The following is a 19391-nucleotide window of genomic DNA, read 5'->3' as shown; positions in this document are numbered from 1 at the left end:
GGGTATCGACGATATCCTGGGGAAGCGAATGGCCTATCTGCGCTGGCGACGGTTCATCGAACTGGCCTCGCTCGACCGTCCGTGGGTCGGCGAGCTGTTCATGCGCAAGCGCCACAAGCCCATTGTCGCCGCGCCGGTCGAGAAGTGGGATCGCGAGTACCGCGAGGGGGTCTATGACCGCCTGGCCAGGTCCCACCAGCGCCACCATCACCGCCTGCTGGCCGCCATGATCGCCGACCGCTGGCCCAATCCCCGCGTGCTCGAGATCGGGGCCGGCGAGGGCGTGCTGTTCGAGGCGTTCCGGGCCCATGCGCCGGCCCGCTATGTCGGCGTCGATTTCTCCGCCCCAGCCGTCGAGAAGGGACTCGAGCGCCTGTCGGCCGAACGCGCGACGGGCCAAGTGGACCTGCTGCTGGGAGACGGCCGTGCCTTCCGCACCGACGAGACCTTCGACGTTGTGGTGTTCTCCGAGTGCATCGAGCATCTGGGCGAGGTCGAGGACCTGGTCGCCCACTATGCCCCGAACCTGAAGCCGGAAGGCGGCGTCGGCCTGACCATGTGGCTGGCGCTGAAGCCGCTGCGGCTGTGGCATCGCCTCAAGCGGTTGGGCTCGGTGCTGGATGAGGCGGCGATCAACACCCCTTGGGGCGGCGGCTGGCTGGTGGCGGTGGTGCGGCCGGCCAAGGCCGTGGCGACCAAGGCGGCGATGCTGCTGATGACCCTGTGGGCTCTCGCGCCGGTCGACGCCTTCGCCGCGCCCGAACCGGCCTTGGACCTGCCGCTGTCCATCGGCCTGGCCCAGGCCGCCGTCGACGCTTGCGCCGCCAAGGGCGCGGCGGTCAGCGCGGCCGTGGTGGACGACAAGGGCAATCCGCTGGTCGTTCTGCGCGCGCCGGGCAGCCCCAAGCCGCCGGTCGCCGCCCCGCGCAAGGCCGCCACGGCCGTGCAGTTCGATGCGCCGGGCAGCGAGATGGAGCCGCGCGAGAAGGCCGATCCGGCCTTCGCCGCCCTGATCAAGGCCGAGCCCGAGCGGCTGAACCCGCACGCCGGCTCGCTGCCGCTGCACATGGCCGGCAAGCTGGTTGGCGGCCTGGCCGTGGCCGACACCAGCCACGAGACCGCCGACGCCTGCGCCCGCGCGGCCCTGGCCAAGTTCGCCGACCGGGTGGGCTGAGCCATGGGGCTGGTCAAGGACATGTGGCGCGTGGGGCTGGTGCGTGCGCCGATGGCGGACCTGCTGGCGCCCGGCGCGCTGGCCGAGCACGCCGTGACCTGGATCCCCGATCCCGGCCCCTTGACCTTCCTGGCCGACCCCGTCGGCGTCTGGCGGGGCGGGCGGCTCTACGTCTTCGTCGAGATCTACGATTATCGCGACCGCGTCGGGGCCATCGAGGTGCTTACCTTCGACGCCGACCTGAACCTGCTGGGCCGCGAGCCGGTGCTGAAGGAGGCCTGGCACCTGTCGTACCCCTTCATCGTCGAGGAGGACGGCGAGACCTACATGCTGCCCGAGGCCCACAAGTCCGGGCGACTGACGCTCTATCGCGCCGTGGATTTTCCGACGAAGTGGGAGCCGGTCCAGACGATCGAACTGGACCAGGTGGCCATCGACGCCACCCCCGTCTTCCACGAGGGGCGGTGGTGGCTGTTCTACACCCCGGCCACGACCAAGGCCGCCAAGGTCAGCGAACTGCACGTGGCCTGGGCCGACAGGATCATCGGCCCGTGGACGCCGCATCCGGGCAATCCCGTACGGGTCGACCGGTCCAGCTCACGGCCGGGCGGTACGCCGATCATTGTCGACGGTGCGTTGGTGCTGCCGATGCAGGACTGCCGCAAGACCTATGGCGGGGCGATCCGCGCCCTGCGGGTGACCACGCTGACGCCGGATCGTTTCGAGGCGACGGCCGACGATCCCATCCCGCCGCCGGCGAGCTTCGGCCGCCTGACCGACGGGTTCCACACCCTGTCGGCCGCCGGACCTGTCACGCTGATCGACGCCAAGCGCTTCGTCGTCTCGCCGCGATCGCTGGCGCTCGATGTTCGGCGGGCATGGAAAAAGCGCGCACCGGGAACGGGGCGAAGCGCTTGACGCTCGCCGGGCTGGCGCGCTTGGCGGCCACCGCGTCGAACACCCGCAAATAGGCTTCGGCGATGGGGCCGATCCGATAGTCGGCCACCGAATGGGCCAGAACGCGCGGATCGGGCGCCAGGGCGTTCAGCACTTGGCGAAGGCCCTCGGCCAGGCCCTCTGCGTCGCCCAGCGCGGCCACCCGGCCGTTGCGCGCCTCGCTCAGCAGTTCGCGGGCGGCGGGGGTGCAGTCGGTGCTCACCACCTGGCGGCCGGCGCCCAGGGCCTCGACGATCACCGCCGCATAGCCCTCGTACCAGGAGGTCAGCAGGAAGGTGCGGGCGATCTCCAGCCAGGGGCGGATGTCGGGCACGTAGCCGGGCAGGCGCACGCGGTCGGCGATCCCCAGCTCGGCCGCTAGAGCCTCCAGCTCGGCCCGGCGCTCGCCCTCGCCGACGATCACCAGCTTGGCCTCCGGATCGTCCAGCAGGGCGAAGGCGCGCATGGCGACGTCGAAGCCCTTCTCCTTCACCAGCCGGCCGGCGGCCAGAACGATCTTGCCCTCGGGCGGCGGTGTGAAGGCGCGGTCCTCGTCGTCGAGCGCGGGCAGGGCGATGCGCTGGGTGATCCGCCGGCCCAGCGCCCGATTGGCGTCCTCGGTCATGCTGTCGGACAGCGAAATGGCCCGGTCGACGCGGCGCAGTTGGAAGCGGGTCTTCAGATTGTAGGGAATCTGGGCTAGGCGGCCGCGACCATGGCGATAGAGCGGCGTGCCGATCTGCGCCACCACGCCGGGGCGTTGGTGGGCGGGTAGGGCGTCCACCGCCGGCAGGATCGGCCAGTGATAGTTGCCCGGCACGAACAGGATGTCGGGCCGATGCTGGCCCACATAGGCGGCCGTCGCCTTGCCCAGGGCCTTGCGCGAGCCGCGTCCGCGCGGGATGGGCGGATCGGCCTCGACCACCTCGACGCCGGCTTCGATCAGGTCGGCCAGCGGTCCTTCCCGCGAGCCGCAGAACAGCGTCACCTTGCGGCCCAGCGCCGCCCAGCGGTTGGCCAGCCGCACCGCGATCCGTTCCGAACCGCCCAACGGCAGGTCATGCAGCACGATCGCGATCGTGCGCGCGTTGTCGCCCATGTTCTTTCGGTCCCCCGACCTCGACGTGATGGCGCGTCGGGCGCGGGCGAACCGCGGGCAACCAAGCTCCACTAACTGTCAGACGCCGCCGGCGGGATGGGACCGGAAGGGTTTTGTTGCGCGCCTGAAACTTTTTGCAAGCGGATGGATCAGGACGTCAGGCCGGGAGCTTGGCCTTCTCGCTCCACAGGTCCAGGTCGCTTTCGCGGCCGATCAGGGCCAGGCCCGAGGCGATGGACTCGAACTCGCCGCCGCTCTCGATCTTGGCCTCGCCGAACCGGCGCAGGAAGATCTCGCGCACCGCCGGGACGAACGAGCTGCCGCCGGTCAGGAACACGCGGTCGACGCCCTCGGGGCCCAGGCCCGAACGCTCCAGCGCCTGGTCGACGGCGGTCTCGATGGCCTTCAGCTCCGGGGCGATCCAGCTCTCGAAGTCGCTGCGCTTGACGCCCTTCTCGATCAGCACCGAGCCGGCCTCGAAGCGGAAGGTCGCCTCTTCGTGGCTCGACAGCGCTTCCTTCAGCGCCGAGACCGAGCGGTAGAGGGCGTAGCCGTGGTTGTCGTCCAGCACCTCGATCAGGCGGGAGATCTTCTCCGGCTCCAGGGCCGTGCGCTCCAGGGCGCGGATGTCGCGCATGTCCTTGGAGGCGCGCAGCAGGGCCAGCTGGTCCCAGCGGGCGAAGGCGGTGTAGTAGCGCTGGGGGATCGGCAGGCGGTTGTCGAAGGCCTTGTAGAGGCTGCCCTTGCCCAGTTCGGGGGACACCAGCTGGTCGATGATCCGGTAGTCGAAGGCGTCGCCGGCGACGCCCACGCCCGAGCGCGCCAGGGCGGTGGAGCGCAGCTTGCCGTTCTCACGTTCGAACCGGACGATGGAAAAGTCGCTGGTGCCGCCGCCGAAGTCGGCGACCAGCACGGTGGCGTCCTCCTTCAGCTGGCGGGCGAAGAAGAACGCCGCGCCGACCGGCTCGAAGGCGTAGCGGATGTCGGTGAAGCCCAGGCGCTTGAAGCCGGCCTCGTAGCGCTCCAGCGCCAGGGTCTCGTTGGGATTGCCGCCGGCGAAGGTGACGGGCCGGCCGACGATCACGCGCGGCGGCAGAGAGGCCATCGCCTCGCCGCCGTGGGCCTTCAGCTTCAGCAGGAAGTCGGCCAGCAGGTCCTCGAACAGGTAGCGCTTGTTGAGGATCTTGGTCTCGGTGAAGGCGGCGCTGGCGGCGAAGGTCTTGAACGACTGGATGAAGCGGGTTTCCAGCGGGTCCTCGACATAGGCCTCGATGGCCCAGGGGCCGGCTTCGGTCACCAGTTCGTTGGGACGGCCGTCGCGGCCCATCTCGGCATGGAAGCTCAGCGCCGAGCGGAAGGCGAAGATGTCGCCGCCGGCGGTAGGGAACTTGACGAGCGTGGCGGGGCCGTCGCCGTGGGTCATCGAGACCACGGTGTTGGTCGTGCCGAAATCGATACCGATCGTCGGGGCGGACGTCATGGGAGGAGCCTGGGCGGGAGGAGGGCAGGGTTCCTACCCCTCCTGACGCTGGCGTCAAGCGCTGGCGGGTGTTTTCACCGTCAGGACTTGGCGGCGGGCCCTCCATGGTCGAGCCTTGAGCATGGACCGCAGACGATTCCTCGCCGCCACGGGCGCCGCCGCCCTTGTTCCCACGTTCGCCCATGCGGTGACGCCCGACGGAACCTTCACGATCGACAGCCGTGTTTTGGGCGACCGGCGCAAGGTCAACATCGCCCTGCCGCCGGGCTATGTGGGCGCGGGTCAGCGCTACCCGGTGCTCTATCTGCTGGACGGCGGCACGGTGGAGGAGGACTTCCCCAAGATCACCGACATCGTCGCCGAGGCGGTGGCGGCCGGCCGGCTGGCGCCGATGATCGTGGTCGGGATCCAGGGCGTGGACCGCAAGCACGACCTGACCCATCCGGCGACCTTCCAGGAGGACCGCGAGCTGCTGCCGACCTCGGGCGGTTCGGCCGCCTATCGTCGCTTCCTGGTCGACGAGCTGCAGCCCTGGGTGACTGCGCGCTATCGCACCGACGGCCAGCGAGGCCTGATCGGCGAGTCCCTGGCCGGGCTGTTCGTGGTCGAGACCTTCCTGCGCGAGCCCCGGGCCTTCGACGCCTATCTGGCCGCCAGCCCCAGCCTGTGGTGGGACGACCAGAGCTTGTCGCGCCAGGCCGAGACCCTGCTCGCGGCCGGAGGGTTCGAGGGGTGGCGGCTCTATCTCAGCATCGGCGACGAGGGCTCGACCATGCAGGAGGGCGTCGACCGCGTGGTGGCCGCCCTGAAGGCCAAGCCGCCGAAGGGGCTGGCTTGGCGCTACGATCCCCAATCCGCCCAACAGCACGGCACGATCTACGACCCCTCCGCCAAGGCGGGCCTGCCATGGCTATTCCCGCCGCGTTAACGCGGCTTTCACGGCGGCGGGCGAACCATCGTCCCATCTGAATCGGGCCGCGTTTCGTAAGACGCCCGACGGGGGAAACCATGGGACTCGACGACCTCAAGATCTCGACCAAGGTGTTGCTGCCGGCCGCCGTGCTGGCCGTGGCCACCCTGGGCTGCACGGGCATGGCCGTCTGGCAGCAGAAGAGCCTGCAGGCCGCCACCGCCACCCTGGTCGAGCACCGCTCGCCGGCCGAGGTGCAGTCGGCGCGCTTCAGCCGGCGTCTCAGCATGATGGGCCACGCCGCCCACCGCGTGGTGACCTACGAGGGCGCCTCCGACGCGGCCCTGTCGGCCTCCAAGGACCTGGACAAGGTCTATGGCGAGGGCAAGGACAGCCTGGACAAGATGGTCAAGGCCGACGCGGCCATCGCCCCGACTGCCGAGGAATTCCGCCAGCGCATCGACGCCCTCTACGCCGACGCGCGGGGCGCGGCCGATCTTGGTTTGACCAATGATGACACCGGTGCCATCGCACGGCTGTCGGCGCTGGACCCGGCCATCGAAAGCCTGTCCAAAGACGCCAAGGCCTGGGGCGACGGCTATCACGTCGAGACCGACGCCCTGGTGGCTCGCGCCAACAAGAAAGCCGACCAGGGCGCGCTGACCACCATCCTGCTGGGCCTGATCGCCGCGATCGGCGGCATGGGTCTGGCCCTGTGGATCGGCGCCACCAAGATCTCGCGTCCCGTCGCTTCGCTGTCGAAGACCATGACCACCCTGGCCGAGGGCGGGCTCGACGTGACCGTGGCCGGCGCGGGACGCAAGGACGAGGTCGGGCTGATGGCCCGCGCCGTCCAGGTATTCAAGGACAACGCCGTGGCCCTACGTGCCTCGGAGGCCGAGCAACAACGGATCACCGCCGCCGGCGAGGCCGAGCGTGTGCGCAACGAGACCGTCAGCCAAGGCGCGGCGCGCGACCAGGCCTTCGTGATGGAGCGCATCGCCCAGGGCTTGGCGCGGCTGTCGCGGGGCGACCTGACCGTGCGCGTCGTCGATCCGTTCCCCGAGGGCTATGGCCAGCTGCGCACCGACTTCAACGGGGCCATGCAGCACCTGGACCAGGCCATGGGCCAGATTCTGGGCGCCGTCGGCGGCATTGGCCGCAGCGCGGACGAAATCACCGCCGCCGCCGACAACACCGCCCGCCGCAGCGAGCAGCAGGCCGCCAGCCTGGAAGAGACAGCCGCCGCCCTCGACGAGATCACCGCCACCGTCCGCCGCGCCTCGCAGGGCGCCGGCGACGCCGCCCGCGTGGTGGGGACCACCCGCGAGGACGCCGAGCGCTCGGGCCGGGTGGTGCGCGGCGCGGTCGAGGCCATGACCGGCATCGAGGCCTCGTCCCGGCAGATCGGCCAGATCATCGGCGTCATCGACGAGATCGCCTTCCAGACCAATCTTCTGGCTCTGAACGCCGGGGTCGAGGCGGCCCGGGCGGGCGACGCCGGTCGCGGCTTCGCGGTGGTGGCCCAGGAGGTCCGGGCCCTGGCTCAGCGTTCGGCCGAAGCGGCCAAGGAGATCAAGGCCCTGATCTCGACCTCGGCCGACCAGGTCGGCCAGGGCGTCAAGCTGGTGGGCCAGACCGGCGAGGCGCTGGAGGGCATCGTCTTCAAGGTGGGCGAGATCGACGCCTTGGTGCGCGAGCTGGCCGCCTCGGCGGGCGAGCAGGCCACTGGGCTCAACGAGGTCAATGTCGCCGTCAACCAGATGGACCAGGGCGTGCAGCAGAACGCCGCCATGGTCGAGCAGGCCACGGCCGTCAGCCACGCCCTCAAGAGCGAGATCGGCGGGTTGGTCGAGATGATGGCCCGTTTCCAGGTCAGCGGCGGCCAGGCGGCTTCGGCGGCCTTGCGACGGGCGGGATAGCCGCCCGCTGGATTGACTTGACGGCCCGTCTCCTGTCGATACGGCCCTCAACAGGAGGGCCTCGGCCTTGGAAGACTTCGACGTCGTGGTGCTGGGCGCCGGCGCGGCCGGGATGATGTGCGCCATCGAGGCGGGCAAGCGCGGCCGCAAGGTGCTGGTGGTCGATCATGCCAAGGCGCCGGGCGAGAAGATCCGCATCAGCGGCGGCGGGCGCTGCAACTTCACCAACGTCAACACGGCGCCGGCCAACTTCCTGTCGGCCAATCCCAAGTTCTGCGTTTCGGCCCTGCGCCGCTATCGGCCGGCCGACTTCATCGCCCTGGTCAACCGGTACGGCATCGCCTTCCACGAGAAGACCCTGGGCCAGCTGTTCTGCGACGGCTCGGCCAAGCAGATCATCGAGATGCTGCTGACCGAGATGGAGAGGGCCGGCGTGACGCTGCGCCTGGAGACCGAGGTCAAGGGCGTGGCCAAGGACGGTGAAGGCTGGCGCGTCAGCTTCGCCCATGGGCCGGTGACCTGTCGTTCGGTCGTTGTCGCCACGGGCGGCAAGTCGATCCCCAAGATGGGCGCGACGGGCCTCGGCTACGAGATCGCCCAGCAGTTCGGGCTCAACATCGTCGAGACTCGTCCGGCCCTGGTGCCGCTGACCTTCGAGGTGAAGACCCTTGAGCGCCTGGCGCCGCTGTCGGGCGTGGCGCTGGACGCCGTGGTCTCCAGCGGCAAGACCAAGTTCGCCGAGGCCATGCTGTTCACCCATCGCGGCCTGTCGGGCCCGTCGATCCTGCAAATCTCGTCCTACTGGCGCGAGGGCGGCGAGATCAGCGTCAACATGGCGCCGGGGACCGACGTATTCGGGGCCCTGAAGACCGCTCGCACCGCCACGCCCAAGCGGGCGCTGTCGACGGTGCTGGGCGAGTGGCTGCCCAAGCGCCTGGCCCAGTTGATCGCCGAGGACGCCGGGGCCTACGGCAACCTGGCCGACTGCTCGGACGTGCTGCTGCGCGGCGTGGCCGCGACGGTCAACGCCTGGACGTTCAAGCCGGTGGGGTCGGAGGGCTATCGCACGGCCGAAGTGACGCTGGGCGGGGTCGACACCGACGGACTGGACTCGCGGTCCATGGAGGCCAAGGCGGTTCCGGGCCTGTACTTCATCGGCGAGGTGGTGGACGTCACCGGCTGGCTGGGCGGCTATAACTTCCAGTGGGCCTGGGCGTCGGGCTGGTGCGCCGGGCAGGCGGTCTAGAAACGAAAAAAGCCTCCCCGGGTGGGGAGGCTTTCGTCTCGATTACTTCTTCTTGAACGGCGCCTTGCCGCCCGGCTTCTTGCCGAAGGCGGGCTTGGGACCGCCGAACGCTGGCTTGTCGCCGAACGAGCCCTTGGCCTTGAAAGGCTTGGGACCCTTGAAGGGCTTGGCCGGGCCGGCGCCCGCGTCGGCACGCGGCTTGCGGAACGGCTTTTCCGGGGTGGCGGCCGGATCGTAGGGCACGCTCTCGCGGTCGGCGCGCGGGGCCCGGCGCGGAGCCGCCTCGGCATGGGCGCGCGGGGCCTCGTCACGCGGCTTGAACTCGCGCTTGGGGCCGTCGGCGCGGGGCTTGAAGTCGCGCTTCGGGGCTTCATCGCGGTCACGCGGCTTGTAGTCGCGCTTGGGCTCCTGGCCGCGATCATACGGCTTGGCGTTGCTGAAGCCGTCGTCGCCGAACGCGGACGGACGCGGGGTGTGGTCGCGCGAGCCCGGAGCGTTGGCGCGCGGGCCACGGTCGTTGTCACGCGGCGGGCGCGGCGTGAATTCGCGGCGCGGAGCGTCGTTGTCACGCGGAGCGTAGTCGCGCTTGGGACCGGCGTCCCGGGCGGCCGGGGCCGTGGTCGGGGTGATGGTCACGTCGTCGCGCACGGTGGCCTGGACGGCGGCGCCGAACTTCACTTCCGCCTCGGCCGAGATCTCGAACTTGGTGTCGTAGTCGAAGATCCGGATCGAGCCGATGTCCTTCTTGGTGATGTGGCCCAGGCGGCAGATCAGCGGGATCAGCCACTTGGGGTCGGCATTGTTGCGACGGCCGGTGTTGAGGCGGAACCAGGCCGAGTTGGTCATGTCGGCGCGCGGTTCGCGTTCCGGACGATCACCCCCATCACGACCAAAGTCGCCGCGCGGGGCGAAGTCGCGGTCGGCGAAGCGGTCGTTACGGTCGTTCGAACGCTCGCCCCGGGCGCGCGGACCCGGATCGGCGCCGTGGCGCGGGTCGTCGTAGATCTCTTCCGGGGCCGGCAGCTTGGCGCGGCGGGCGCGGATCAGGGCGGCGGCCAGTTCTTCCGGCGAACGCTTTTCCAGCATGGCCGCGACCAGGGGCGCGTCGTCCTCGTTCGAGGCCTCCGAGAAGATCGGGTCGTCCAGCAGGCGCTCGGTGTCCTTGACGCGGATCTCGTCGGCGGTCGGGGCGCCGCCCCACTGGCCTTCGACGCCGGCGGCCATCAAGAGCTGCTCGGCCTTGCGGCGACGGGTGTAGGGCACGACCAGGGCGCTGACGCCCTTCTTGCCCGCGCGGCCGGTGCGGCCCGAACGGTGCAGCAGGGTGGCCTTGTTGACCGGCAGTTCGGCGTGAATGACGAGGCCCAGATCGGGCAGGTCCAGGCCGCGCGCGGCGACGTCGGTGGCGACGCAGACGCGGGCATGGCCGTCACGCAGGGCCTGCAGGGCGTCGGCGCGTTCGCGCTGGCTCAGCTCGCCCGAGAGACCCACCACGGCGAAGCCGCGCTCGCGCAGCTTCGAGTGGAGGGCGCGGACGCTTTCGCGGGTGTTGCAGAATACCAGGGCGCCGGGGCTTTCGAAATAGCGCAGCAGGTTGACGATCGCGTGCTCGGTCTCGTTCGGCGCCACGCGGACGGCGCGATACTCGATGTCGCGGTGCGGCTCGTTGCGGCCCAGGGTGTCGATGCGCAGGGCGTCGTTCTGGTAGCTCTTGGCCAGTTGCACGATCTCGCGCGCCAGGGTGGCCGAGAACAGCAGGGTGCGGCGTTCCTTCGGCGCGGCGTCCAGGATGAACTCCAGGTCCTCGCGGAAGCCCATGTCCAGCATCTCGTCGGCCTCGTCGAGGACGGCGACCTTCAGCTTCGACAGGTCCAGGTGGCCGCGCTCGATGTGGTCGCGCAGGCGGCCGGGGGTGCCGACCACGATGTGGGCGCCGTAGTTCAGGGCGCGCTGCTCGCGACGGGCGTCCATGCCGCCCACGCAGTTGACCACCACGGCCTTGGCCTCGGCATAGAGCCAGGTCAGTTCGCGATTGACCTGGATGGCCAGCTCGCGGGTCGGGGCGATCACCAGGCACAGGGGCTCGGCGGCGCGGTCGAAGGTCTCGGCCTCGCCCAGCAGGGTGGGGGCGGCGGCCAGGCCGAAGGCGACGGTCTTGCCCGAGCCGGTCTGGGCGCTGACCAGCAGGTCGCGATCCGCGGCGTCGGCGTCCAGCACGGCGGCCTGGACGGGAGTGGGCTCGGCGTAACCTTGAGCGGCGAGAGCCCGCTCAAGAGCGGGGTGGGAGGCGGGGAAGGGCATACGGGGTCCAGTTCGTTCAAGCGGACGGCGCACACACAAACGCGCGCGGCCCGCACCACGACCAAATGACGACCCCCAAACGGACCGTGCTTCTTGGTCAATATCTTCAGAGAATAGACCTTTTCCGCCGAAATGCCGATGTGGCGCGACGGGCTGGGTCCGATGGAGCGCCTAAGGAAGGCAAAACCGCCTCAAATGCAAGGCCAGGGGCGCAATATCCCTCCGGTGCGGCGGTTTGGCCGCAGAGCGTGGTTCAGGCGGCAAGGTGGCTGCTGACGGGCCTGATATTTGAGTATTGGGATACCTCATTGGGTGATGTGGGTATCCACTAAAGTATAAAACCCGACATTAGTGATTTGACGCGTGTGTCAAATTTGAATTGAGAGTCTAACAATTGGATAACGGGGGTATATGAGCAATATGTCGCAGGTTGATATACAGAAATACCAAGATGTAATGACTAATTAACTACACAAATTAAGGGGTGAAATGGGCTCTCGCCGTAACCTGATCGCGGGGTCAGGGCGAAGGGTTCAGTTGTGTCAGCGTCAGAAGTCGTGTTCTCGGATCAGGTCCCGAGCAATATCATCCATGTTTCGGCCGGCGCGGCCGCCGGCGGCGATGGCAGCGCGGAGCGTCCCTTCGCCAGCATCCAGGCGGCGGTGACCATCGCCAAGCCCGGCACGGCGATCTACGTGCACGCGGGCACCTATGTGGAGAACGTCAAGATCCCGTGGAACGCCAGCGGCACGCCCGACGCGCCGATCTGGCTGATCTCGGCCGACGGCCCGCAGGCCGCCACCATCGTGGGGGCTAACGCCGACAAGCCGGTGATCCAGGCGCTGGGCGTCGACAACTACGTGATCAAGAACTTCGCGATCAACGGCGGCTACGACGGCATCCAGTTCAATCAGAGCGGCCGGGATTTCACGAACTTCGTCAACAACATCGTGATCCAGGGCAATGTCATCGGCGGCGCGGCGCACGACGGCATCAAGGTGGGCCAGGCCAACAACGCCTACATCCTCGACAACGTCGTGCACGACATCGGGACCGAAGAGGGCATTGATGTCCTGGGCGTCCGGAACGGCGTGATCTCGCGCAACGAGATCTACAATCTCCACAACAGCAGCGCGGCCATCTTCGCCAAGGGCGGGTCGAGCGACATCCTCATCTCGGACAACTACATCCACGATGTCACGGGCGACGGCATCTCGGCCGGCGGCGTCACCGCCGACGAGTCCATGCTGCCCGGCGCCACCTACGAGGCCAAGAACGTCCTGGTGACGGGCAACAAGGTCGTCAATGTCGGCAAGCAGCCCGTCAGCGTGCGTGGGGCCATCGACGTCACGATCACCGACAACTACCTGGTCTCCAACACCAAGAACTCGTGGGCGGTCTATCTGACCACCGGCTACAATCAGGCCGCGACGGTCCGCTATTCGTCCGACGTGACGATCGCCGACAACACGCTGATCGGGGCCAAGACGATCACCCGGATCGACACGGGCAACGGCACGGACGTGGTGGTCGACGCCAACAACGGTTCGACGGTGCCCTGGGAGGGCGAGGTGGGCCCGGACGCGGTCTCCCTCTGGCCGGTCACCGAGACGACCTCGGGCTCGGGATCCTCGGAGACCGTGACGCCGGGCGAGACGACGACGCCGGTCGTCACGACCGCCAAGGGCGCAATCCGCTCGGCCCAGACCATTCCGGCCAAGGCCGATCCCGACGCCGCGACCTCGACCGGCTCGACGGGTTCGACCTCGTCGCCGACGACGTCCACCTGGAGCCAGAGCCAGGCCTGGACCAAGACGATCGTGGGCACCAACGCCGTCGACAGCCTGACGGGTACGTCCGGCCACGACCAGATCGACGGCGGCAGCGGCGCCGACACCATGACCGGCGGGGCCGGCGACGACACCTATCTGGCCAACAGCGCCGCCGACGTCGTTGTCGAGCTGGCGGGCGGCGGCGTCGACACCGTCTGGCTCTACGACACCCGCTATCAGCTGGGCGACAACGTCGAGAACCTGATCGTCAAGGGCGCCGCGGGCGCGACCCTGCTCGGCAACGGCCTGGCCAACATGCTGATCGGCGGGGCCGGCGCGGACGTGCTGGTCGGCGGGGGCGGATCGGACTTCATGACCGGCGGCGCCGGGGCCGACGCCTTCTTCGTCTCGGCCGACGGCTCCAGCGTGATCTCCGACTTCACCGCCGAGGACAAGATCATCCTGGGTGGTGACGACTTCTCCAGCTTCGCCGCCCTGCAGGCCGCGCTGAGCCAGTCGGGCGCCGACACCGTGCTGCGCTTCGCCGACGGCCATACCCTGACGCTCAAGGGCGTGGCCGCTGACAGTCTGACGGCCGCCAGCTTCGACATGGACGCCCTGGCGACCACGGTCGCCGCCGGCGGCGCGACGACGACGGCCTTGACCGGCTCCACCCGGTTCGACGTGATCGTCGGCACCAGCGGTAACGACAAGATCGACGGTCGCGGAGGCGCGGACCTGATGAAGGGCGGGCTGGGCGACGACACCTACGTCGTCGACAACGCCGGCGACCACATCCTCGAATTCGCGGGCGGCGGCATCGACACGGTCCAGGTCCTGGCCAGCCGCTATGTCATGGACGCCCAGGTCGAGAACGCCACCATCACGACCAACAACGGCGCGGCCGTGGTCGGCAACGCCTCGGCCAACTGGATCGTCGGCAAGAACGGCGCGGACTTCCTGGAAGGCGGCGGCGGGCACGACCTGCTGACCGGCGGCGCGGGCTCGGACACCTTCGTTTTCCGCAACGTGACCGACGGCTCGGACGTCATCACCGACTTCACGCGCGGCCAGGACAAGCTGGACCTGTCGACCCTGCACCACGATCATGCGGCGGGCACGTGGAGCACCACGGTCAACGGCGACGGGCTGGACGTCTATTTCAACTACGACAACGGCCACTACCTGATCGCCACGCTGGAGCACGTGTCGAACCTGTCGGCCGGCGACATCATCTTCTAGGGCTTGGGACTTCGCGGCGAGGCTGGGCCTCGCCGCGCGGCAATGGCTCTACAGGTCCAGATCGTCCGCCGCGAACTCGGCGTTTTCCTGAATGAAGCGGAAGCGCAGCTCGGGCTTGCGGCCCATCAGGGTCTCGACCAAGGCCTCCACCGCCTCTTCCGAACGGGGCAGGGTGATCTTGGCCAGGGTGCGCACCGACGGGTCCATGGTGGTCTCCTTCAGCTGGGAGGCCATCATCTCGCCCAGGCCCTTGAAGCGGCCGATCTCGGGCTTCTTGCCCTTGAACATCGTGGCCAGCAACTCGTCCTTGTGGGCGTCGTCGCGGGCATAGGCGCTCTTGCCGCCGTGGCTGAGGCGATAGAGCGGCGGCAGGGCCAGGAACAGGTGACCCTGGCGGATCAGGTCCGGCATGGTGCGGTAGAAGAAGGTGATCAGCAGCGAAGCGATGTGAGCGCCGTCGACGTCGGCGTCGGTCATGATGATGATCCGCTCGTAGCGCAGATCCTCTTCCTTGTACCGGTTGCCGCCCTGGGCCCCCAGGGCCAGCATCAGGTCCGACAGTTCCTTGTTGGCCGTGAACTTCTCGCCGCTGGCCGAGGCCACGTTCAGGATCTTGCCGCGCAGGGGCAGGATCGCCTGGTTCTTGCGGTTGCGGGCCTGCTTGGCCGAGCCGCCGGCCGAGTCGCCTTCGACGATGAACAGCTCGGCGCCGTCCACGGCCCCGGCCGCGCAGTCGGCCAGCTTGCCCGGCAGGCGCAGCTTGCGGGTCGCGGAAGCGCGGCTGACTTCCTTGTCCTTGCGGCGCTTGAGGCGCTCTTCGGCGCGGTCGATCACGAATTCCAGCAGAGCCTGGGCAGCCTTGGGGCTGCCGGTCAGCCAGTGGTCGAACGGGTCGCGCAGAGCGTTCTCGACGAAGCGCTGGGCCTCGGTCGAGGACAGCTTTTCCTTGGTCTGGCCCTGGAATTCCGGGTTCTTGATGAACACCGAGATCAGGGCGCCGGCCTGGGCGATGACGTCGTCGGCGGTGATGATCGCCGCGCGCTTCTCGCCCTTCAGCTCCGCATAGGCCTTCAGGCCCCGGGTCAGGGCGGCGCGCAGGCCGCTCTCATGGGTGCCGCCCTCGGGCGTGGGCACGGTGTTACAGTACGACTGCATGAAGCCGTCGTGCTCGCCGAAGCCGCGCGGGGTCCAGGCGATGGCCCACTCGACCGCCCCGGCCTCGCCCTGGCGCTCGATGCGCCCGGAGAAGCTGTCGGGGGTGACCATCTCCAGCCCCTTGGTGCGCTCGGCCAGGAAGTCGGCCAGGCCGTTGGGGAAGTGGAAGGTGGCCTCGGGCGGGGTCTGGTCGTGGATGCGCGAGGGATCGCAGGACCATTTGATCTGCACGCCGCGGAACAGATAGGCCTTGGAGCGGGCCATGCGGTACAGGCGCGCCGGCTTGAAGGCGCAGCCTTCGCCGAAGATCTGCTCGTCGGGCTTGAAGCGCACCTGGGTGCCCTTCTTTTTCGACGGCTGGATGCGTTCGATCGGCCCCAGCGGCTTGCCGCGCTCGAAGCTCTGGCGATGCTCGAAGCCGTCGCGCCAGACGGTGACCTCGACCAGTTCCGACAGGGCGTTGACGACGCTGGCGCCGACGCCGTGCAGGCCGCCCGAGGTTTCGTAGGCCTTGCCGCTGAACTTACCGCCCGCGTGCAGGACGGTCATGATCACTTCCAGGGCCGACTTGCCCGGATGCTTGGGGTGCGGGTCCACGGGCATGCCGCGGCCGTCGTCGCGGACCGACAGGTAGCCGTCGGCGTCGAGCTTGACCTCGATGGTCTTGGCGAAGCCGGCCACGGCCTCGTCCATCGAGTTGTCCAGCACTTCGGCGAACAGGTGGTGCAGGGCGCGCTCGTCGGTGCCGCCGATGTACATGCCCGGACGCATGCGGACGGGCTCGAGGCCTTCCAGGACCTCGATCGAGCTGGCGTCATAGGAGCCGGGGGACCCCGGCGCGGCGGGAGCGCTGGGCCCGGCCGAGGGGGGCGGCGGCGCGGCCGCGCGCGGTGCGGGCTCGGGATGCGGTTCGCGGGCCGGGAAGGGCGAAGCGGGGACGGGGGCGAGGGCGTCGTCGCCGAACAGCGAAAAGGTCGAGGGATCGTCTTTGGAGGACATTACGGGAACATGCGTCGATTCGGCGGAATGCTCCGTATGGGCTCAACGCCGCGCCATGAAAAGAGGGCGGATGCGCGCGCCGTCAAACGGTCCGATTGTTCGCGCAGCGTCGAGCAGCTTGAGGTTGGGCAGGAGTGGGCGATGCGGGGAAAACGCGCGGCGATGGTGACGGCGTTGACGGTGTTGGCGGCGGCGTCCGGCGCGGCGGCCGCGCCGTCCGAGCCTCCCGAAGCGGTCGTGGCCCGCGTGAAGGGCGTGGCCGAGCGGGCCGAGATCATCGAGGCGATCGTCGGCATGGCCGCTGTCGACCACGCGATGCGGACCACCATGCTGGAGGCGACCGCCAAGCTGCCGCCCGACCGGCGCGAGGCGATCATGGGGCCGGCCGGGGCGCTGATCGAGGCCCAGGACAAGGTTCACACCGAGCGGTTGAAGGCGATCATCGCCGCCCACGGCTGGCCCAAGATTTCCGAGACGTCGGAACGGACCGCGATGTCGGCGGTGACCCTGGTCAATCACGCCGGCTTCGACCTGGCGTTCCAGCGTCAGGTGCTGGCCATGATCGAGCCGCTGGCGGCGACGCGCGAGGCGCGGCCCGAGGACTACGCCCGGCTCTACGATCGCCTGGCGACGGTGGACGGGCGGCCCCAGCGCTACGGCACCCAGGGCACGACCTGCAAGGACGGCCGCTACGCGGTCCCGGCCGATCTGGAGGCGCCGGAGGGGCTGGAGGCGCGCCGCGCGGCGGTGGGGCTGGCGCCGATGGCCGAATATCTGGCCTCGCTCGACAAGGTGTACGGGGCCTGCGCCGAGCCGGCGCGGTGACGTTTGCCCGCCGGAGCCGGATCGTGCCAAGGTCGCGGCCTGGATCGAAAGGGAGCTTTCCGATGTCGCGCGGCCTGCTTGCGGCGTTCGCCGCCGTGATGCTCCTGGGGTGCTCCAGCGGCGTCCCGGCTTCCCCGGGGCCGTCCCAACCGCCGCCACCCCATTCTCGGGCTCCGGTGGCCGAGGGCGGCATGTGCGGCGGCATCGCCGGCTTCCAGTGCGGCGAAGGGCTGACTTGCGAGATGCAGCCGGGCCAGTGCCGCACCGTGGCCGACGCCTCGGGCGTGTGCCGCAAGAAGCCGCAGGTCTGCACCATGATCTACGCGCCCGTCTGCGGCTGCGACGGCAAGACCTATCCCAGCGCCTGCAACGCCGCCGCCCAGGGCGTCAGCGTCGCGGCCCAGGGCGAGTGCAAGGCCTGACCATGTTGATCGTAAAAAGGGGGGAGACGGATGCCGGTCAATCTTGATTTTTCGACTGAAGCGCAGTCGATCGACATCCGTTTTCAGAGCGGGACCGATCCCGGCACAATTCGCGCCACCTATACGATCGGAAGCGGATCGCCGGTGATCGTCGAAGATGTTGTGTCCTTCGTTGGCACGACCTTCGACGACACGGTCGCCTTCAGCTTCAATGGGATCGGCCTGCATCTCTCCAGTCTGGACGGGGGCGGGGGGAGTGACACTCTTTCTGTCGCGGGGCGCGGCGCCATCGACATGACCGGCGTCACCGGTTTCGAGCGCTTCTCCTTCGGCAACACCGGCACGGTGATCCTGACCGACGCGAATTTGACCGGACTGACCGGCCAGGTTCCGATCCAGTTGTTCAATGGAACCCTGACGGGAGGGCTGGCTTTCGACGCCTCGGCGGTCAGCGCCAGCCATCCCCTGACCCTCAATATCTCCCTGAGCTCCTACATTCCGATCACGGGTGGGGCGGGCGACGATATCTTCATCGGCAACCTGCTGAACGGGGCGGGTGAAGTCCTGCACGGCGGCCTGGGTTACGACGGCGCGTACATGACTGAGTCGGTCGGGACGCTGTTCGTCGCTTCGGGCGGTCCCAACGGCTACTACCCGCTGGCTCAGATCGACGGGGTCGAATTCTACCAGCTGGCCGATCGCGACGCGGTCCAGGTCAAGGCCGCCAATTTCGTCGGCGTGACCGGCGGGCGCATCACCGTGGCGGCGGGCGCTGGGGGCGCCGACATCAGCGCCGCTACGCTGAACGCGTCCCAGCAGGTCATGCTGATCGGCTCGACGGAGCGTGATCGGCTGATCGGCGGCGCGGCCGACGACGGCTTCCTGTTCCGGACCGGGCAGTTGAACGCCGTCGATGTCGTGATCGGGGGCGCCGGTCATGACGTGCTGATCAACGAGGCGACGGGCGTCGTTCACGCCGAGGGCGTGTCGGGCGTGGAGTTCTATTCGTTGCGTGCGGGCTCGGCCAACAGTCTGACCCTGACGGACGCCAATTTCGCCGACGTGGTCGGCTTCCTGGGCGTGGCGGCCGGAAACGGCGCGACGGTCGACGCTTCGGCGGTCGGCGCTTCGCACGGCGTGTTCCTGGGCGGCGGCTCTGGCGTCGACACGTTCTTGGGCGGCGCGGGAGGCGATGTCTTCCAGTTCTCCGCATCGACCCTGACAGCGGCCGACACCGTAACGGGCGGGGGCGGGGCGGACCTGTTGAGCCTGATCTCGACCGGGACCATCGACGTCGGTGGCGTCTCGCAGATCGAATTTTATCAACTGGCCAGCGGCGGTTCCAACAGCCTGGCGCTCGGCGACCTGAACCTGTCGGGCCTGTTGGGCGGAACCCTCGGCGTCCAGGCGGGCGACGGCGGCGACACCCTGAGCGCCGGCGGCGTGGCGGTGTCGAACCAGGTCTATCTCTTTGGCGGAACGGGCGACGACACCCTGATCGGCGGCGGCGGAGCCACGGTGCTGTCGACGGGGGGCGGGGCCGACACCCTGATCGGCGGTTCCGGCGTGGACGCCTTCAGCTTCGGCTCGGCCGAAGGCTCGACGGTCGACAACTTCACCGCGGGCGTCGACCTGCTCTATTTCAGCGACGCCCTGTTCGACCTGGGCGTCAACGAAGGCCAGGGCGCCGGCGTGGGCTTCGCCCGCATCGACCCCGGCCTGTTCTCGTCCAACACCGACGGCACGTTCAGCGCGGCGGGCGAACGGTTCGCCTTCGACACCTCGACCGGCCAGCTGTTCTATGCCGAGCACGGCTCGGCCACGGCGCCGGGCGGCATCGATCTGGTCGCCACCCTGCTGGGCGTCTCCACCCTGCAGGCCAGCGACATCTTCTTCGGAGCTTAGAAC

Annotated in this window: 13 protein-coding genes; 9 read left to right on the top strand and 4 right to left on the bottom strand. The window is 69.0% G+C overall.

The window, feature by feature from the left end:
• Positions 1-28: 28 nt before the first annotated feature.
• Together AC07OA_RS17535 and AC07OA_RS17530 are read left to right on the top strand one after the other, a co-directional pair.
• Positions 29-1174, top strand: coding sequence for a heme-binding protein (locus AC07OA_RS17535; RefSeq protein WP_494665096.1), 1146 nt, complete (start codon positions 29-31; stop codon positions 1172-1174).
• A 3-nt stretch (positions 1175-1177) separates the two neighbouring features.
• Positions 1178-2092: a glucosamine inositolphosphorylceramide transferase family protein gene (locus AC07OA_RS17530; protein WP_494665095.1), complete on the top strand. Its 915-nt coding sequence runs from the start codon at positions 1178-1180 to the stop codon at positions 2090-2092.
• Here the strand turns inward: AC07OA_RS17530 and AC07OA_RS17525 are convergent.
• The gene (locus tag AC07OA_RS17525) at positions 1986-3209 is read right to left on the bottom strand and encodes a glycosyltransferase (protein ID WP_494665094.1); all 1224 of its coding nucleotides are present in this window, start codon (positions 3207-3209) and stop codon (positions 1986-1988) included. The two genes, AC07OA_RS17530 and AC07OA_RS17525, sit on opposite strands and share 107 nt — an antisense overlap.
• 157 nt (positions 3210-3366) lie before the next feature.
• Complete coding sequence (locus AC07OA_RS17520; protein WP_494665093.1) at positions 3367-4689, bottom strand: Hsp70 family protein; 1323 nt, start codon at positions 4687-4689, stop codon at positions 3367-3369.
• A gap of 121 nt (positions 4690-4810) precedes the next feature.
• On the opposite strand from AC07OA_RS17520, the gene AC07OA_RS17515 reads away from it, so the two are divergent.
• From AC07OA_RS17515 to AC07OA_RS17505, 3 genes are all read left to right on the top strand, one after another.
• Entirely contained in the window at positions 4811-5617 is an 807-nt protein-coding gene (locus AC07OA_RS17515) for an alpha/beta hydrolase (protein ID WP_494665092.1), read from the top strand.
• 80 nt (positions 5618-5697) lie between these two features.
• Positions 5698-7521: a methyl-accepting chemotaxis protein gene (locus AC07OA_RS17510; RefSeq protein WP_494665091.1), complete on the top strand. Its 1824-nt coding sequence runs from the start codon at positions 5698-5700 to the stop codon at positions 7519-7521.
• A 67-nt stretch (positions 7522-7588) separates the two neighbouring features.
• On the top strand, positions 7589-8767 hold the full coding sequence (locus AC07OA_RS17505) for a BaiN/RdsA family NAD(P)/FAD-dependent oxidoreductase (protein ID WP_494665090.1): 1179 nt from the start codon (positions 7589-7591) through the stop codon (positions 8765-8767).
• Positions 8768-8809: 42 nt separating this feature from the next.
• Here the strand turns inward: AC07OA_RS17505 and AC07OA_RS17500 are convergent, their stop codons facing one another.
• Positions 8810-11068, bottom strand: coding sequence for a DEAD/DEAH box helicase (locus AC07OA_RS17500; RefSeq protein ID WP_494665089.1), 2259 nt, complete (start codon positions 11066-11068; stop codon positions 8810-8812).
• A gap of 557 nt (positions 11069-11625) precedes the next feature.
• Between AC07OA_RS17500 and AC07OA_RS17495 the strand changes: the two genes are divergently transcribed.
• Positions 11626-14082 carry a right-handed parallel beta-helix repeat-containing protein gene (locus tag AC07OA_RS17495; protein WP_494665088.1) on the top strand — a complete coding sequence of 819 codons (2457 nt, stop codon included), beginning with the start codon at positions 11626-11628 and terminating at the stop codon, positions 14080-14082.
• A gap of 48 nt (positions 14083-14130) precedes the next feature.
• Here the strand turns inward: AC07OA_RS17495 and parE are convergent, their stop codons facing one another.
• Entirely contained in the window at positions 14131-16236 is a 2106-nt protein-coding gene (gene parE / locus AC07OA_RS17490) for a DNA topoisomerase IV subunit B (protein WP_494665087.1), read from the bottom strand.
• 141 nt (positions 16237-16377) lie between these two features.
• On the opposite strand from parE, the gene AC07OA_RS17485 reads away from it, so the two are divergent.
• The 3 genes from AC07OA_RS17485 (at position 16378) to AC07OA_RS17475 (ending at position 19388) form a co-directional block, all read left to right on the top strand.
• Entirely contained in the window at positions 16378-17061 is a 684-nt protein-coding gene (locus tag AC07OA_RS17485; protein ID WP_494665086.1) for a DUF6624 domain-containing protein, read from the top strand.
• 62 nt (positions 17062-17123) lie between these two features.
• Entirely contained in the window at positions 17124-17483 is a 360-nt protein-coding gene (locus tag AC07OA_RS17480) for a Kazal-type serine protease inhibitor family protein (RefSeq protein WP_494665085.1), read from the top strand.
• Between the two features lie 162 nt (positions 17484-17645).
• A complete protein-coding gene (locus tag AC07OA_RS17475; protein ID WP_494665084.1) occupies positions 17646-19388 on the top strand; it encodes a hypothetical protein in 1743 nt (580 codons plus the stop codon).
• The last annotated feature ends 3 nt before the right edge of the window (positions 19389-19391 follow it).

It is taken from the genome of Caulobacter sp. GW821-FHT09B08, from assembly GCF_059418225.1.
The sequence above is the reverse complement of the archived record's forward strand: the minus strand, read 5'-3'. Positions and strand labels throughout refer to the sequence as shown.

Coding starts and splice junctions, on each gene's coding strand:
- AC07OA_RS17500 (WP_494665089.1), bottom strand. CDS start 11,068: ATGCCCTTCCCCGCCTCCCACCCCGCTCTTGAGCGGGCTCTCGCCGCT.
- AC07OA_RS17485 (WP_494665086.1), top strand. CDS start 16,378: ATGCGGGGAAAACGCGCGGCGATGGTGACGGCGTTGACGGTGTTGGCG.
- parE (WP_494665087.1), bottom strand. CDS start 16,236: ATGTCCTCCAAAGACGATCCCTCGACCTTTTCGCTGTTCGGCGACGAC.
- AC07OA_RS17525 (WP_494665094.1), bottom strand. CDS start 3,209: ATGGGCGACAACGCGCGCACGATCGCGATCGTGCTGCATGACCTGCCG.
- AC07OA_RS17530 (WP_494665095.1), top strand. CDS start 1,178: ATGGGGCTGGTCAAGGACATGTGGCGCGTGGGGCTGGTGCGTGCGCCG.
- AC07OA_RS17515 (WP_494665092.1), top strand. CDS start 4,811: ATGGACCGCAGACGATTCCTCGCCGCCACGGGCGCCGCCGCCCTTGTT.
- AC07OA_RS17480 (WP_494665085.1), top strand. CDS start 17,124: ATGTCGCGCGGCCTGCTTGCGGCGTTCGCCGCCGTGATGCTCCTGGGG.
- AC07OA_RS17510 (WP_494665091.1), top strand. CDS start 5,698: ATGGGACTCGACGACCTCAAGATCTCGACCAAGGTGTTGCTGCCGGCC.
- AC07OA_RS17535 (WP_494665096.1), top strand. CDS start 29: ATGGCCTATCTGCGCTGGCGACGGTTCATCGAACTGGCCTCGCTCGAC.
- AC07OA_RS17520 (WP_494665093.1), bottom strand. CDS start 4,689: ATGACGTCCGCCCCGACGATCGGTATCGATTTCGGCACGACCAACACC.